The organism is Pseudomonas silensiensis, from assembly GCF_050434865.1.
Lineage (GTDB): Bacteria > Pseudomonadota > Gammaproteobacteria > Pseudomonadales > Pseudomonadaceae > Aquipseudomonas > Aquipseudomonas fluorescens_W.
The window spans coordinates 59737-75068 of record NZ_JBNDJH010000019.1 but is presented as its reverse complement, the minus strand read 5'-3'; the positions used below and the strand labels follow the sequence as shown (position 1 = coordinate 75068).

The following is a 15332-nucleotide window of genomic DNA, read 5'->3' as shown; positions in this document are numbered from 1 at the left end:
TCATCTATAAGACGACCCGGCCGTAGTGGCAGGCTGAAGCGCTTACTGCACTTCCACCGCCAGGCTGTCACTGATCTTTTTCTGCCAGATGGCAGGACCGGTGATGTGTACCGACTCACCCTTGCTGTCGACTGCAACAGTCACAGGCATGTCTTTCACGTCGAACTCGTAGATCGCTTCCATGCCCAGTTCGGCGAAAGCCACCACGCGGGATTTCTTGATGGCTTGTGCCACCAGGTAAGCCGCGCCGCCGACTGCCATCAGGTAAACGGCTTTGTGGTCCTTGATCGCTTCGATTGCGGTCGGGCCGCGCTCGGATTTGCCGATCATGCCCAACAGGCCGGTTTGCTCGAGGATCTGACGGGTGAACTTGTCCATCCGCGTTGCGGTAGTCGGGCCAGCAGGGCCCACCACTTCTTCGCGCACCGGATCAACCGGGCCGACGTAGTAGATGAAGCGACCTTTGAGGTCCACTGGCAGGGTTTCACCCTTGTTCAGCATCTCGACCATGCGCTTGTGCGCGGCGTCGCGACCGGTGAGCATCTTGCCGTTGAGCAGGACGGTTTCGCCCGGCTTCCAGCTCTGCACTTCTTCCGGGGTCAAGGTGTCGAGGTTGACGCGACGAGCCGACGGGCCAGCTTCCCAGACGATTTCCGGGTAGGCGTCCAACGGTGGCGCTTCCAGCGAGGCCGGGCCGGAACCGTCGAGCACGAAGTGCGCGTGACGGGTGGCGGCGCAGTTCGGGATCATGCACACCGGCAACGAAGCGGCGTGGGTCGGGTAATCCATGATCTTCACGTCGAGCACGGTGGTCAGGCCACCCAGGCCCTGAGCGCCGATGCCCAGTTGGTTGACCTTCTCGAACAGCTCCAGACGCATCTCTTCGATACGATTCTGCGGGCCGCGTGCTTTCAGCTCGTGAATGTCGATGGATTCCATCAACACTTCCTTGGCCATCACGGCGGCTTTCTCGGCGGTGCCGCCGATGCCGATGCCGAGCATGCCCGGTGGGCACCAGCCGGCGCCCATGGTCGGAACGGTTTTCAAAACCCAGTCGACGATCGAGTCAGACGGGTTGAGCATGGCCATTTTCGACTTGTTCTCGGAACCGCCGCCCTTGGCCGCCACGTCCACTTCCACGGTGTTACCCGGAACGATGGAGTAGTGGATAACGGCCGGTGTGTTGTCCTTGGTGTTTTTACGAGCGCCCGCCGGGTCGGCGAGGATCGAGGCACGCAGGACGTTTTCCGGCAGGTTGTAAGCCCGGCGCACGCCTTCGTTGATCATGTCGTCCAGGCCCATGGTGGCGCCATCCCAACGTACGTCCATGCCCACGCGAACGAAGACGGTAACGATGCCGGTGTCCTGGCAGATCGGGCGGTGGCCGGTGGCGCACATCCGCGAGTTGATCAGGATTTGCGCGATGGAGTCACGGGCCGCTGGCGATTCTTCGCGCAGGTAGGCTTCGTGCATCGCCTGGATGAAGTCAACGGGGTGGTAATAGGAAATGAACTGCAGGGCGTCGGCAACGCTCTGAATCAGGTCGTCTTGCTTGATCACGGTCATGAGTCGCGCTCCTCTAAAAGACGGGAACATTCAATAAGGTGCTTGCAGCTTGGGTGCATCGGTCGGTTGCAAGCACCTTTACAAGGCACGCCGGGGCTGCTGGCGCGACGCTAAAAAGGCGCGGCAGTATAACGCGCCTCGGTTCCGGGCACACCCGCCGGTAGTCAATCGTTGGTCGTATAGGGTTGGGGGTGGTTGGGGGGGAATTGGATTTCCATTGTGAGATCCACCCCTCACCCCAGCCCTCTCCCCACGGGGGAGAGGGGGAAAGGGAGCAGATTGGGGGCCTTTCAGAACCTGAGTTCGACTCGGACTTTCAGGTCGATGTAACTCGAACGTACACCTCGGTCAGTCCCCTCGCCCTCTGGGGAGAGGGTTAGGGTGAGGGGAAATGGTGTACACGCGCAGTCATGGCATTGACGCCAGTTTTCCGCACTAAAAATTGAATGGTCATTTATCAGGCACGCTACTAAAGTGGCAGTCGGTCTGTAGAGTAGGACACTCAAGCAGCCTCCCTTCGCACGGTGAGTCAACGATTGACCCATAACGCCATCCAGCGCTTGTTGCTCAAACGCTTTGCCCTCGCAGCCGGCACCTACGCCCTGGCTTTGCTGCTGTTGTGGCTGGCGTTTTTCACCGGCCATTACGATGAATCCCTGCCCAACGTGGCCATCGGCAGTGCGCTGGTGGTCATCAGTCAGGCGGCGTTGTTCGCGGTGTTTTACAGTGGCTGCAACCTGCGTTTTTCCGACCCCAGCCTGACGGAAGCGCAGGTGTTGCTGGGGCTGGGTTGGCAAACCTGGCTGATCGCCCATCTGGACGAGGCACGCGGCACGTTCCTGGTGTTCTACGTGCTGATTCTGCTGTTCGGGTTGTTCCATCTTTCGCGCATGGCCTTTTTGCGGTGCGCGCTGTTGGTGTTTTTCAGTTTCAGCGCGATCACGCTGTGGGAGGGCTATCACTTCCAGTTACCCGACCCGGCGCTGGCCGCGTTGCAGGTGTGCGTGCTGCTCATCGTGTTGGTCTGGCTGGAGCTTTATGCCCGTCATGTTCAGGCCTCCCGTCAACGCATGCGTCAGCGCCGATTTGCCTTGCAGGCGCATCAGGACACCTTGCGCGGGATGATGCGCCAGCTCGAAGACCTGGTGGCCACCGACGAACTGACCGGGTTGTTTAATCGCCGGCATTTCCTGCGCCTGGCCTCCCGTGAGCTGAAGGCCATGGACGCCGATGTCATGCATGGCCTGGCGCTGATCGACCTCGACCATTTCAAGCGGATCAACGATGTGCACGGCCATGCTGCCGGTGATCAGGTGCTGCAAGCCTTTGCCGCCGTGGCCACCGCCTGCCTGCGCGATGGCGATGTTCTGGCCCGTTACGGTGGCGAAGAGTTCGTCGTGCTGTTGCCCGATTGCAACGCCGAGCGCTTGACCTCCTGTTGCGAGCGGCTGCGCATTGCGTTCACCGATGTAGAACTGATCGGACTCAACGTCGCCCATCTCAGTTTGTCGGCGGGCATGACGTTGCTCGAACTGGGCGACGATCTCGATGAAGCCTTGCAGCGCGCCGATCAGGCGCTTTATCGCGCCAAGCGTGACGGCCGCAATCGTTGCGCGGCGGCGTGGGAGAACGTCGATGCCTGAGTTACGGGTCGGCGAACGCCAATGGTCGGTGGCGGTGGGCAGCAATCTGCTCGATGCGTTGAATCAGAACGGCGTATCGGTGCCCTATAGCTGTCGCGCCGGCAGCTGCCATGCCTGTCTGGTGCAATGTGTCCAAGGGCTGCCGAGTGACAGCCGCCCCGACGCCCTGAGCGCAGACCAGCGCCAGCAAGGCTGGCGCCTGGCGTGTCAGTGTCAGGTGGTCGAGGACTTGCAGGTGCACACCTTCGATCCTCAGCAGGATGGCCGCCCGGCCGAGGTGGCGGCTGTCGATTGGTTAAGCGCCAGCGTGTTGCGTTTGCGCCTGACCCCTCAAAGCCCTTTGCGCTACAGCGCCGGGCAGCATCTGGTGTTGTGGGCGGGCAACGTGGCGCGCCCGTATTCATTGGCCAGCCTGCCCGAAGAAGACCGCTTTCTGGAGTTTCATCTCGATTGTCGCCATCCGGGGGAATTCAGCGACGCGGCCCGCCAGCTGAAAATCGGCGATTCGATCCGCCTCGGCGAGTTGCGCGGCGGGGCGTTGCATTACGACGCGGACTGGAACACCCGACCGCTTTGGCTGTTGGCCGCCGGCACGGGGTTGGGGCCGTTGTTCGGTATCTTGCGTGAAGCGCTACGGCAAGATCACCAAGGTGCCATTCGCGTCATTCACCTGGCCCATGATGCCGAGGCGCATTACCTGGCCAAGCCCCTGCAGGCCATGGCCGCCAGCCGCTCGAACCTGAGCATTGAACTGTGGACCGCGGCCGAGTTGCCAGAGGCTTTGGCGCAACTGCGGCTTGTTTCACGGCAAACCCTGGCCTTACTCTGCGGGGCCCCTGACAGCGTCGACGCCTTTGCCCGGCGCTTGTACCTGGCGGGATTGCCGCGTAATCAACTGCTGGCGGATGTCTTTGTTCTCCGCGGTTGAGCGCTGATTTTCAGACGCGAGACCGACCATGAGCGATGCCATCCGATTTGAACGTGAGCGCGGCCTGCTGACCCTGCGCCTCAACCGTCCCGACAAGAAAAACGCCCTGACCCGCGCCATGTACAGCCACTTGGCCGAAGCGCTGCAACTGGCGGATTCCGACCCTGAAATCAACGCCGTGCTGATCACCGGTTCTGCCGAGTGCTTCACCGCTGGCAACGACATCGCCGACTTCATCCAGCAACCGCCGAGCAACCTCGACAGCCCGGTGTTTCAGTTCATGCTCACCCTGCTCGAATGCCGCAAACCGGTGATCGCCGCCGTGGCCGGTGCAGCCGTGGGCATTGGCACGACGATGTTGCTGCATTGCGATCTGGTGTATGTCAGCCGCGATGCGCGCCTTCGGATGCCGTTCGTAAATCTCGGGTTATGCCCGGAGTTTGGTTCCAGCCTGCTTCTGCCGCGATTGCTCGGGCATGCCAAAGCCGCTGAATTGTTGCTGCTGGGCGAAGGTTTCAGTGGTGAGCAGGCCGCGCAGTGGGGGATTGCGACCGAAGCTTTGGGCAGTGGCGAAGAGGCGCTGGCCAAGGCGCGGGAGATGGCGTTGCGTTTCGAGTCGCTGCCTTCGCAAGCGGTGCGTATCAGCAAGCAATTGATGAAAGCCCCGGACCGCGAACAACTGCGCAAGGTAATAGAAGAAGAGAGCGCACAGTTCACCCAACGGCTGCGCTCGCCGGAAGCGATTGCGGCGTTGACCGGGTTCATCAAACGCCACTAAATTCGCGTTGCCTGGGCAGGCCTCATCGCGAGCAAGCTCGCTCCCACATTGACCGGTGTTGTTTACAAATCATGTGACCACCACAAAACCCTGTGGGAGCGAGCTTGCTCGCGATGAGGCCCGCCCAGGCAACACATCTTCCGGATCCAGAAACCAAAAAGCCCCGCCATTCACATGGCGGGGCTTTTGTTTTTCAGCAACCGGTCACTCAGACCATCGGGTCGCCAACGTGCAGGATTTTCATCCCGTTGGTGCCGCCGATGGTGTGGTAGCTGTCGCCCTTGGTCAGGATGACCCAGTCGCCTTTCTCGACTACGCCGCGTTTGAGCAACTCGTCGATCGCGGCCTGGCTGACTTGCTCAGGCGGCAGCGATGCCGGGTCGAACGGTACGGTGTAGACGCCACGGAACATGGCCGCGCGGGCCTGGGTTTCGCGGTGCGGGGAGAACGCGTAGATCGGCACCGAGGAACGGATGCGCGACATGATCAACGGCGTGTAGCCACTTTCGGTCAAGGAAATGATCGCCTTTACGCCCGGGAAGTGGTTGGCGGTGTACATGGCCGCCAACGCGATGCTCTGGTCGCAGCTTTCGAAAACCTTGCCGATGCGGTGGCTGGAGGTCTTGCTGGTCGGGTGCTTTTCAGCGCCGATGCAGATGCGCGCCATGGCTTGCACCGCTTCCAGCGGGTACAGGCCAGCAGCACTTTCAGCCGAGAGCATCACGGCGTCGGTGTAGTCGAGTACGGCGTTGGCTACGTCGGACACTTCGGCGCGGGTCGGCATCGGGTTCTGGATCATCGACTCCATCATCTGGGTCGCCACGATCACAGCTTTGTTGTGGCGGCGCGCGTGCAGAATGATTTTCTTCTGAATGCCCACCAGCTCGGCGTCGCCGATTTCCACACCCAGGTCACCACGAGCCACCATGACGGCGTCGGATGCATTGATCAGCGCGTCGAGGGTTTCGTCGTCGGCCACGGCTTCGGCGCGTTCGATCTTCGCCACCAGCCAGGCAGTACCGCCGGCTTCGTCGCGCAGTTGACGGGCGTATTCCATGTCGGCGGCGTCACGCGGGAAAGACACGGCGAGGTAGTCGACTTGCATCTCGGCAGCGAGCTTGATGTCGGCCTTGTCTTTTTCAGTCAGGGCCGGTGCGGTCAGGCCGCCACCGCGACGGTTGATGCCTTTATGGTCGGACAGCGGTCCGCCGATCAGCACGGTGCAATTGAGCTCGGTGGCATTGGCGGTATCAACGCGCATGACCACGCGACCGTCGTCGAGCAGCAGCTCGTCGCCTACGCCGCAGTCTTTGACCAGATCCGGGTAGTCGATGCCGACGATGGTCTGGGTGCCTTCGGTCAGAGGATGGCTGGTGGAGAAGGTGAATTGATCACCGATCTTCAGCTCGATCTTCTTGTTGGCGAATTTGGCAATACGGATTTTCGGGCCTTGCAGGTCACCCAGCAGGGCGACGAAGCGGCCGTGCTTGGCAGCGAGGTCACGCACCAGCTTCGCGCGAGCCTTGTGCTCGTCGGGGGTGCCGTGGGAGAAGTTCAGGCGGGCGACGTCCAGGCCAGCCAGAATCAGCTGTTCGAGAACTTCCGGCGAGTTACTGGCCGGGCCAAGGGTAGCGACGATTTTGGTGCGACGGACGGACATGCATAGACTCCTGAGTTCAAGCGCTGAGTGAGGCTACTATGGTCCTCGGGTGTAGTCATTGTTCATGTGCACTACTTTTTCGTTTGTTTCTTTAAACGAACATTCCTGAAGATTTCGCGCCACGGGTCGATACAGAGCTCAAGACAGGAGAACCCCCATGCGATTCGTGCTCATTGCCGCCCTTGCCATCAGTGCCCTCAGTATCACGGGCTGCACCCGTTGGTCGATGAACCATCATTTGAATAACGCCTACAGCGCCTATGACCGTGGCAATTGCGAGCAGGTGATGCTCGAACTGTCCAAAGTCGAACGCGCCAGCCGAGCTCGGCCTTACGTGTGGCCGGAAGCATCGATGATGCGCGGGTTGTGCCTGGAACGTCAGAAAATGTTTGTCGATGCGGCGCAAACCTATCAGTTCATCATCGCCTCGTACCCGCAAAGTGAATACGCCTACCGCGCTCGCGCCCGCCTGGAAACCTTGCAGTCGCTGGGCCACTATCCGCTGCGCAGTGCAACTGCGGTCGTGCGCCCGACGCAGTTCTGATTGTCCTGGTTGTTCAAAGGCTGGCCCACCGGCGGGGGTGAGCTATAGTCGAATAGATCGGTTTAGAGCCTTGCCTCTAATCGACGCAACACCTGTGATCGGCAGGAGTAAGCGGCAGCGGCTTTATGGACTGTCGCACCGGGATCAGGGAGAGCGAGCCCATGCCTCTGTATTAAAAGAAGCAGGCCCGTTCCGAAGCATTAGTGCGGCTCTGCTTAAGAGCCTTGCTGGGCCATTTGCTCATGTTTACTGACCGCCGGATCGAGCGGCATCAACTGCCGTATTTTCTAAGAGTGTTCAACAGCGTCACTGACAAACCCATCGGCTTTCTGGGCAACGTGTCCGATGAAGGGCTGATGCTGATCAGTCAGTTGCCGATGATGATCGGCGCTGAATTCGATTTGCGCCTGAAAATCCCCGCCAGCGATGGCTGCATTCAGGTCATTGATCTTCAGGCGTGTTGCCTGTGGTGCCATGAAGACACGACTCCTCACCACTATGACGCAGGGTTCAGCCTGCAACGGGCGCCGCCGGAATATGGGCAACTGGTGGAGGCCTTGAAGCAATACTTCAGTTTTCAGCCGTTGCCTGCTTCTGCCTGAAAGTCCGTAACCTGTGGCAGCTGGCGCAGGCTGCGCCAGCTGCTACCTGTCTATTTGCTACGTCGTCTTGATCGCCATCTCGTCTACAGCGACCTCTCCACCAGCAACAACCCCAATTCACTCAACTGATAAATCGCCATCGCCAGGTGACGCGGTTTGTCGTCCAGGTTTTCGGCCAGGTCGAGCAGCAGAATGAAGGCTGCGGCGCAAGGGGATGTAGCCGCGGACTGAGGGCTTGGAAACACGGGGGAAAGGGGCGGGGAGACGGTTACCGTTCGTCTGAACTGTCAGTTTTTACAGGTGTTTGGTGCACTGTGTTCAGGCTTTAAATAGCTTCAATGAAGTGGCTGTATGCCTCACATCGGAGCGCCATCATGTTGGATCAACCAGATCAACCAGATCAACCAGATCAACCAGATCAACCAGATCAACCAGATCAACCAGATCAACCAGATCAGACCTTTGCTCCTCAGTACCGACCGTTGGGGAGCCCTGAGGTGAACGCAATGGTATCGCGCCAGGAGGTCTTGATCAGAGGGCCTTCAGGTCAAGACCTGAAAGACGCAGAGGTCAAGCTACATTTTTACCGCTACGGCAGGTTTGTAAAAGAAGATCTGTTAACTAATATATCTTTACCTTTTACTCATCGGGCAATAGATAATTTAGACAGCGGTGAATACGAAGTTCATTACCAGTATTTCAATACGAGCAGTAACCGATGGTCTGACTGGTACGCTTCGGCAAAATTTTACGTCAGTGACCCGGTGACAGTCAGCTCACCCACGCCAGAACAGGCGCTGTGGGGGCCTTTTGGGACGGTTTCAGGAACCGCAACGATTGGCGGTCATGTACAAATTCTTCGGGCAGACAATCTGCAACCGCTCAGCGGTGTAGGGACCTTGCAAAGAAACTCTAATTGGTTACTCGGACTTAATGAGTCATTAGTGTCCGATACTTACACGGCAATCGTTAAACATTGGATAACTAACTACACTGCGTTGTACTCCGATAGCTTCACCTTCCACTTGCGCCCACCACCGAGCATTACTACTCCAGTTAAAGATGAAGTGATCTGGGTGAGCAAGCCGGTTGTTTCAGGAAGGGGTGAGCCAGGCGCAACGGTCGTTATCCACAAGTTTGATGATGCAATACCGTATGGCGCCGTAGAGGTACGATCAGACAGTAGCTGGTCGACGACGCTCACACGGCCTTTGCCGCAAGGCGCCAACTCCCTGCATGCATGGCAGACCAAGGATGGTGGTTTGAGTAGGTGGTCGACCGCGGTTCCAGTGATTGTCCCGGGTGTACCTTCGATCACTGGCCCTGGCGCGGGGACGGAGCAGGAACCGGCGTTTACGCTGATCGGTAACAGTGGATTGGGTAACAATGGGTTGGGTAATACGGGTGTCCAGATCGAGGTCTTTACCGATCTTACAGACACGTCTTGGGGCCGCCATAGTCTCCAGGACAATGGAAACTGGAGCGTGGCACTCAGTGGCTTGCCCCCGGGGCCTCTTTCCCTTGTGGCGGAGCGGATCCATGGCAGCGGTGAGCGTTCCGGTCGCAGTCAGGCGCGCGGCTTCAAAATCCGACCGCCCCAATTGGCGGCCATCAAAACGGAATTTCTGACCACACCTGTAGCAAGCGTGAAGTTTTCAGGTGTTGGCCATACTGGCGCCACGGTCGAGATCACCGTTGTCAGCGGCCCCGGGGGAACGGCACCGCCCGCCGTACAGGTGAGAAACGGCCAGTGGGAAACCACGGCGGCGAACTGGACCTTTGGTACATACAAGCTGAGTGCGGTTCAGAAAGTGCCCGACAATGCCAATGGCTGGATACCTTCGCAGCCGAACACATTCGATGTGGTCAGGGCCGTACCGCCGCCCACCAACGTTAAGTACACCGTGGACGACCGCACGCCGATTTTCACTGGCAATGGCGAGAATGGGGCAACAGTTATCATCACGGACACTGCAGGCGGCTCCGTGGATGTACCGGATGCTTCCGTCAACGCCGGAACCTGGTTGACCCGTGCCAGGGCACCTTGGGCGCCGGTGAACTCGCGATCCATCAAGGTGGTGCAGAAAATCGAAACGGCGACTTCTGCTTTCGTCGAGATCAAGGTCACCATCGAAAATCTTGCGCCACCGAGCGAGGTGGCCTACAGCGTCACGGACTACACGCCAACCTTTACCGGCAAGGGCATTGTCGGGGCGACGATTCACGTTCTGGATGCGGGCAATAACGATGTCACTCGCCCTGTTCTGCTCACCCGTCCAGGCTGGTCAATCGCAGCGTCGGCCACTTGGGGGCCGACAAAGTCGCGAAAAGTCTTTGTGGTCCATAAAAAAGATGGATTGACCTCTACGCCTGTTGAACTGAATGTCGCCATCGGGCTGCTGGCACCTGAGATCACCCGTGTCACCGTTGACGAGTTACATGCGGAAGTGGCGGGCACGTGCTGGGCCGGGGCGGTGGTCACTCTGAAGTTCAACGACAGCGCTGATGTGCATAAGCCTGATGTCAGCAACGGCACCTGGGTTTTTAAACGCCCGACTCCGTTCACCCCGACAGAAGAATATACGGTCACTGCGACACAGACTTTTGCTGATCTGGAGCCGTCCCCCCCGGCGTCCCGACAATTTGCAGTCAAATTGCCAACACCGCAGATTACCGGCCCTGATGATAAGGCAGACGTGTGGCGCGACTTCACCGTAAAGGGCGACAAGGGCTACAACGGGGCGACGATGCAGCTGCGCGACGCTCAATTCGACAGAGCTCTGGGCGAGCCCAAGGTATTGACCGAGGACGGTGAATGGTCAATGGATCTCACCGGGCTGGAATTTCGTCGCTACACCATTGACGCGCAGCAGAAGCTCAATCAAGGGGCGTCCGAGCGCAGTGAACCCCGTGTGTTTGAGGTGGTGCTGGCGCCGCCGGTCATTTCGGTGCCGATGGAAAACGGCGATCTGCCGCGAACCTCGACTCTTTCGGGATGGGCCATGCCGGGCGGGCGGGTAGAGGTTTGGTTGAAGGATGCTGCCGTGCCTTTGCTGACGGATATTGCGGTGGGTAATGACGGCTTCTGGCAAGCCGAGGTAACGAAGTTGCCGGTCGGCGCCAAAACCATCTGGGCCAGGCAAACGTTTGATAGATGGACATCCAAGGACAGCCAGCCTCTTAACTACAACGTCGTGCCGGCGGCCCCGTTTATCGAAACCCCGGCCACGGACGAGCACATCGGTCGGCGGGTGGTGGTGTCAGGCTTCGGTGTGCCGGGGGACAGTGTGACTGTGAAGCTGGCCGATGCCACACATTCTGTGCTGGGACTCAGTCCGGTGCTGGAGGATCGCACCTGGTCGGTGACGGTGGCGTTCGATCAGCCCGGCGGCCTCTACGCACTGGTGGCTGTAGCGTCGTGCGACGGGTTCGATTCGGGCGATTCTATTGCGCGTGCGGTGGTGTTGGGTACGTATCAGCCTCCCGTCGATGCGCCAGCGCAGGGGCAGAGGGTCAGTCATCCGGTCGGGTTCAAAGGCCGGGGCAGGCCTGGCGTTGGGCAAGTGGTGAGCTGGTTCAGTCCGGATCAAGTATGGGCGCCCGATCTTCCCGTCACGGGTGGGGCCTGGCAGGGGGAGGCGCAGCAATCGCTGCCCCTGGGTGGCCAATGGTGCCGGTTCAGGCAAAGCATCACTGATGTTGCCGATGGCGCGACGGTTTCCGACTGGGTCGAGAGCAAACGCTTCGAAAGCGTGCCCCCGGTAGCGGAGCCCTGACATCCGTTTACCGACGAGCGGTCATCAAAACTGTCAGTTATGACAGTGGATTGTGACCGCGCCAAGGCGCCAAATCTCTTCAATCGAACGCACGGCCTGAGCGGTTTTCCAGGCCGTTCAGGGACGTTATCGACCCAAGGAACCTGACCATGACTGACTCTCGCCCTGCCTTGCAGCTGCTGAATCAAGTATTCAGTGAACAACAACTCACACAGTACGCCGGCCTCGGGACTTACCTGAGGGAAGGCGGGTCGATCTTTTCGCTGGTGGAAAAGGGCGTTCAAGGGCTGGTGATGGACTACGGCATTAGCCCCGATGACGCGCGCCGGTTTTTGCGCCGGGCCAACAGCATGGCCATCTACGTGCGGCGCCAGTTTATCGAGCACAGCCTGCACGGTGATAAAGCAGAGGGTGCCGGGCCGCGCAGCGGTTTGTTGTCGATGGTTGACGGACCCAGTTTTGAGCGTCTGTTCAGCCCCAGGTTCGACAGCCTGTGCCCCCCGGATGCTCTGGAGTCTCTCGCCTCGCCAGTGGCGTATCTGATCGAGCTGTTGCGGTGGATCCAGCGCCGCATCGAGTCCCTGCAAAACACCGATGGCAAGCTGCTGCTGCATGACCGCCGCAAAGACCTGAAGCCGCTGGCCGTCGACTTCAACGCGGTACATCGAACAGTGTCTTCGGTCGACATCATCGTTCCAGTGCTTGAAACGTTCATCAATCAATACGGGGAAGAAAGCGGAAGCAGGGATGACGCGAATCTTGAGCAGGCGATGATCAATGCGCGATATCCCAACGGGCTCCCGTACTACCAGCACTGGGTCACCCTGGATGCGGTCGCCCGTCACCATGGCCTGTCGGTGGGCAATTTTGCGCACATGGTGGATATATCCTTTCCCTATTTTTTGCAGGATCAGGCCTGGGACAGTGATGCGGCTCGGGCCCTGGCCCACGCGTCGCGGCTGGGACCTTATCAACGAACGTTGCTGACGGAAGGTCCTCCGGCATTTGCAGATCGGGAGGGATTCTATGCACGGAATTTCGGTGCCGATGGGGTGACTTGGCAGAACCTCATTCAAGTTCCATTCTTCGGCGAGCGAACCAAGCTCGACACTCCGGGGCTCGAGGCGCTGCTGTCGGTTCGCAGCTTCGCCCCTAAGCGCTCGGCCAATGTGCCATACCAGGGATCGGCGCCTGAGGGGCCGGAAAGCGCGTACTCCGGTTCGGTTTACCTCAATGCCAATACCCACCCTGGCGTCAATATTGAGGGCCGCGGAGTAGGGCCTTCGTTTCTCCATCGGTTATCAGCGGATCCCGCCGTCGCCATTGGTCTTGACCGATATGACCGGATGAACCGCAAACTGCGCCTGGATCAGTGGCTGGAGCTGCCCAGCGAGCAGGTGGATGCACTATTGGTGGCCGCCATCAGGGCTGAAGCGCGCGGTGGTGCGCAGGCCGCTGCATGGCAGATCACGGAAAGAGTCGTGCACGCATTGGGCCTGTTTCAGTCATTGCGCGAGCGCTATGGGTGTACGGCGCAAGACTTTGCCGTGTTTATCGACGAGTTGTCGATTTACGGTCGTGGTGAAGCGCTCTCGCAATTCGATCAAGTCTTCAATGGGCAGGGCGATTATCGTCAAGCCTTGGTGCTCGATAACGACACGTTCCCGGTGCTGCCGGCACAGGGCGTGCCCGATTTGACGGTCATCCAGATATGCAGCGCGTTGGCGATCGATCTGCAGACCTACAGTTATCTGGCCCTGGCGATTGCCGAAGCACAGAGTGTCGCGGGCAACAATCTGACGCGTAACGCGGCGACCCTGTCCAGTTTTTACCGCCTGGTGAAGCTGCCGCGCCTGTTGGGCATTACGCCGGTCGAAGGCGTCCTGATGCTCACATTGTTGGGTGGGGAGTCTTGGCTCGATGGCCTGGCGGGGGCTCCCCTGATCAGTCGGTTCCCATTAAATACGGCCATCGTCAGTACGCCGGATGCGTTGAACCTCATCTATGCGATGCATTCCTGCGCGGGATGGTGTGCAGATCGCAACATTCCGGTGCTCTGGATGCTGCAGCAGGTCTCGGCGCCACAGGCTCTGGCCGCCGTCTCTGACAATGAACGCCAGTTGTTTGAACAGGTGCGCAATCTGTTGCCCGGTGCACTGTTCACCAACGCAGCGTTGTTGGCGGCCGGTGTGCCAGCGCTGGCGGGTGCCAGTTGGCTGGGCCTGCTGACGGCGCTGGTCGATCCCGACGGATTGATCCAGGCTCCAACGGGAACGGAGGCCGAGTATCTGGTCTTTGCACGCGTAGCGCTTGATCAAGCGGTGAAGGATGGCCTGGGTGAAAGCAATGCAAGCGTGCGCGCTGTCATCGTCGAAAAAATGCTCACCGTGCTCCTGCAGGCCAGAGAGACTCAGGTGTCGGTGGTCAAGGAGTGCCTGGCGGTGTATGCGGGCGTCAACGCCGAGCAGGCATTGTTGGTTCTGGCCTGGGCCAATGCCACGGTGTACTGGCTGTTGCGCCAGGTGCTCGAGCGTACGGGGCTGGATCTTGACGAGTCTGTGAGGGGGCGTAACGAACAATCTGATCCATTGCTCACGCTGTTGGCCGACGTACGCCGCCGCAGTGCGGTGGTGACGAAACTGGAGCTCGGGGCCGAGCTGTTGCAGGATTATCTGGACTATGGCCATAGGGCTTGGTTGAACCAGGACGACAAACACGCGTTCACGGTCAGTACGCTTTATTACTTGACGTCACTCACCCGGGCGTTCGAGCTGAGCGAGCAACCCGCACAGAAACTGCTCGCTTATTTGCGCGAGGTCAACGCACTGCCTTCCGCGCTGACCGGACACGCACTGCTTCTGGCCCAACAAGCGGCATCGATCCGGCTGGCCGAGTTTTTCGACTGGAGCGTGCAGGAGGTGCGCGAGTGCGTCGGCCGCATTGATCCGCAACTCAAAGTCCTGAAAAACCTGACCCAGCTGGATCTGCTGATGCGCGTTCGGGTGCTGGCCAGGCACACCGGCATGGATGCCTTGACGATCTTCCTGATCGGCACATTGCCGGAGACCGTCGACAAGACGAAGTACAAGGATGCTGCAGAGCATGCTTTGCTGAGCCTGTCCGAAACCCCTGCGCCTGAGCTTGCCTTCTCCGAGGATCTGAAACAGCTCGTCACCATGACCTGTACTGTCAAGGACAACAAGAACGAGGTGATTGCCAACAAACCGGGGGCAACCATCACCTTCATCGTGACTCTCAGGGGCATCGACGGACAACCGCTGAGCGGTGTCAACGTTTACTGGAGCGCCACCCTGGGCAGCATTGCCAGCGCAGCAACGCAGCCTGATGGCACGGTCGAGGCGCAGTTCATACCCGGCAATGTCATGGGGACGGACACCCCGCTGTACTGGCTGGATCTGTTTGAACCGAAGTACGCCCCCCCCATCAACGTCATCGCCGACAACGCCAGCTTGCAATTTCCGCCACCGCTCATGGCGCGGGTGCCGTTGGGGCCTGTGGCGTTCGGCGAGGAAATCGAACTTTACGCCACGCTGATGGATGACTACCGAAACCTTGGGAAAAACAGCCTCGTGAGATGGTCTTCCGAGTCAGAGGCGTCCGGTATTGCGCCACCTTTGCTGGTCATTCGCCCGGCGCAGGGCTACACGAACCAGGAGGGCCTGACGCGCGTGTTCGTCTCCAGTTCCACCGGTGGAAAGTTCAAGATCAGTGTCATGAGCGAGGCCGGTGAGTCGGTCGAGCATTTTGAAACCATCACTTTTGATGGCCAAGAGGCTGGCCTGTGAACGGCGTCGCTCGCTGGTTGTGTGTCCCC

Annotated in this window: 10 protein-coding genes and 1 pseudogene; 8 read left to right on the top strand and 3 right to left on the bottom strand. The window is 59.5% G+C overall.

The window, feature by feature from the left end; all coding sequences use genetic code 11:
- Positions 1–42: 42 nt before the first annotated feature.
- Positions 43–1566 (bottom strand): fumarate hydratase, encoded by a 1524-nt coding sequence (locus tag QF010_RS24005; RefSeq protein ID WP_007945624.1) that lies wholly within the window; start codon positions 1564–1566, stop codon positions 43–45.
- A 536-nt stretch (positions 1567–2102) separates the two neighbouring features.
- Here QF010_RS24005 and QF010_RS24000 point away from each other — a divergent pair.
- Genes QF010_RS24000 through QF010_RS23990 form a run of 3 tightly spaced genes read left to right on the top strand, consistent with a single transcriptional unit; the run spans position 2103 to position 4915 of the window.
- On the top strand, positions 2103–3209 hold the full coding sequence (locus QF010_RS24000) for a GGDEF domain-containing protein (protein WP_429510931.1): 1107 nt from the start codon (positions 2103–2105) through the stop codon (positions 3207–3209).
- Positions 3202–4137 carry an iron-sulfur-binding ferredoxin reductase gene (locus tag QF010_RS23995; RefSeq protein WP_429510930.1) on the top strand — a complete coding sequence of 312 codons (936 nt, stop codon included), beginning with the start codon at positions 3202–3204 and terminating at the stop codon, positions 4135–4137. The genes QF010_RS24000 and QF010_RS23995 overlap by 8 nt, the downstream gene beginning before the upstream one ends.
- A gap of 28 nt (positions 4138–4165) precedes the next feature.
- Positions 4166–4915, top strand: a complete 750-nt coding sequence (locus QF010_RS23990) for an enoyl-CoA hydratase-related protein (RefSeq protein WP_033057557.1) — start codon at positions 4166–4168, stop codon at positions 4913–4915.
- Positions 4916–5123: 208 nt separating this feature from the next.
- Here QF010_RS23990 and pyk read toward each other — a convergent pair whose 3' ends face one another.
- Complete coding sequence (pyk, locus tag QF010_RS23985; RefSeq protein ID WP_033057558.1) at positions 5124–6575, bottom strand: pyruvate kinase; 1452 nt, start codon at positions 6573–6575, stop codon at positions 5124–5126.
- 157 nt (positions 6576–6732) lie between these two features.
- On the opposite strand from pyk, the gene QF010_RS23980 reads away from it, so the two are divergent.
- The gene (locus tag QF010_RS23980; protein WP_429510929.1) at positions 6733–7119 is read left to right on the top strand and encodes a tetratricopeptide repeat protein; all 387 of its coding nucleotides are present in this window, start codon (positions 6733–6735) and stop codon (positions 7117–7119) included.
- Positions 7120–7361: 242 nt separating this feature from the next.
- On the top strand, positions 7362–7721 hold the full coding sequence (locus QF010_RS23975; RefSeq protein WP_033057560.1) for a PilZ domain-containing protein: 360 nt from the start codon (positions 7362–7364) through the stop codon (positions 7719–7721).
- Between the two features lie 57 nt (positions 7722–7778).
- Here the strand turns inward: QF010_RS23975 and QF010_RS23970 are convergent.
- Positions 7779–7915: pseudogene (locus QF010_RS23970) on the bottom strand (DUF6124 family protein); the annotation flags it as partial.
- Positions 7916–8072: 157 nt separating this feature from the next.
- Between QF010_RS23970 and QF010_RS23965 the strand changes: the two are divergent.
- The 3 genes from QF010_RS23965 to QF010_RS23955 all read left to right on the top strand — a co-directional run bounded on the left by QF010_RS23965 (position 8073) and on the right by QF010_RS23955 (position 15303).
- The gene (locus QF010_RS23965; RefSeq protein WP_429534081.1) at positions 8073–8222 is read left to right on the top strand and encodes a hypothetical protein; all 150 of its coding nucleotides are present in this window, start codon (positions 8073–8075) and stop codon (positions 8220–8222) included.
- Positions 8223–8227: 5 nt separating this feature from the next.
- Complete coding sequence (locus tag QF010_RS23960; RefSeq protein WP_429534080.1) at positions 8228–11497, top strand: hypothetical protein; 3270 nt, start codon at positions 8228–8230, stop codon at positions 11495–11497.
- A 149-nt stretch (positions 11498–11646) separates the two neighbouring features.
- Positions 11647–15303, top strand: a complete 3657-nt coding sequence (locus QF010_RS23955) for a Tc toxin subunit A (protein WP_429534079.1) — start codon at positions 11647–11649, stop codon at positions 15301–15303.
- Positions 15304–15332 lie beyond the last annotated feature (29 nt).

Excerpts from the sequence above, each read along its gene's own strand:
- QF010_RS24005 (WP_007945624.1), bottom strand. The coding sequence starts at position 1,566 with ATGACCGTGATCAAGCAAGACGACCTGATTCAGAGCGTTGCCGACGCC.
- QF010_RS23995 (WP_429510930.1), top strand. The coding sequence starts at position 3,202 with ATGCCTGAGTTACGGGTCGGCGAACGCCAATGGTCGGTGGCGGTGGGC.
- QF010_RS23990 (WP_033057557.1), top strand. The coding sequence starts at position 4,166 with ATGAGCGATGCCATCCGATTTGAACGTGAGCGCGGCCTGCTGACCCTG.
- pyk (WP_033057558.1), bottom strand. The coding sequence starts at position 6,575 with ATGTCCGTCCGTCGCACCAAAATCGTCGCTACCCTTGGCCCGGCCAGT.
- QF010_RS23980 (WP_429510929.1), top strand. The coding sequence starts at position 6,733 with ATGCGATTCGTGCTCATTGCCGCCCTTGCCATCAGTGCCCTCAGTATC.
- QF010_RS23975 (WP_033057560.1), top strand. The coding sequence starts at position 7,362 with ATGTTTACTGACCGCCGGATCGAGCGGCATCAACTGCCGTATTTTCTA.
- QF010_RS23965 (WP_429534081.1), top strand. The coding sequence starts at position 8,073 with ATGCCTCACATCGGAGCGCCATCATGTTGGATCAACCAGATCAACCAG.
- QF010_RS23960 (WP_429534080.1), top strand. The coding sequence starts at position 8,228 with ATGGTATCGCGCCAGGAGGTCTTGATCAGAGGGCCTTCAGGTCAAGAC.
- QF010_RS23955 (WP_429534079.1), top strand. The coding sequence starts at position 11,647 with ATGACTGACTCTCGCCCTGCCTTGCAGCTGCTGAATCAAGTATTCAGT.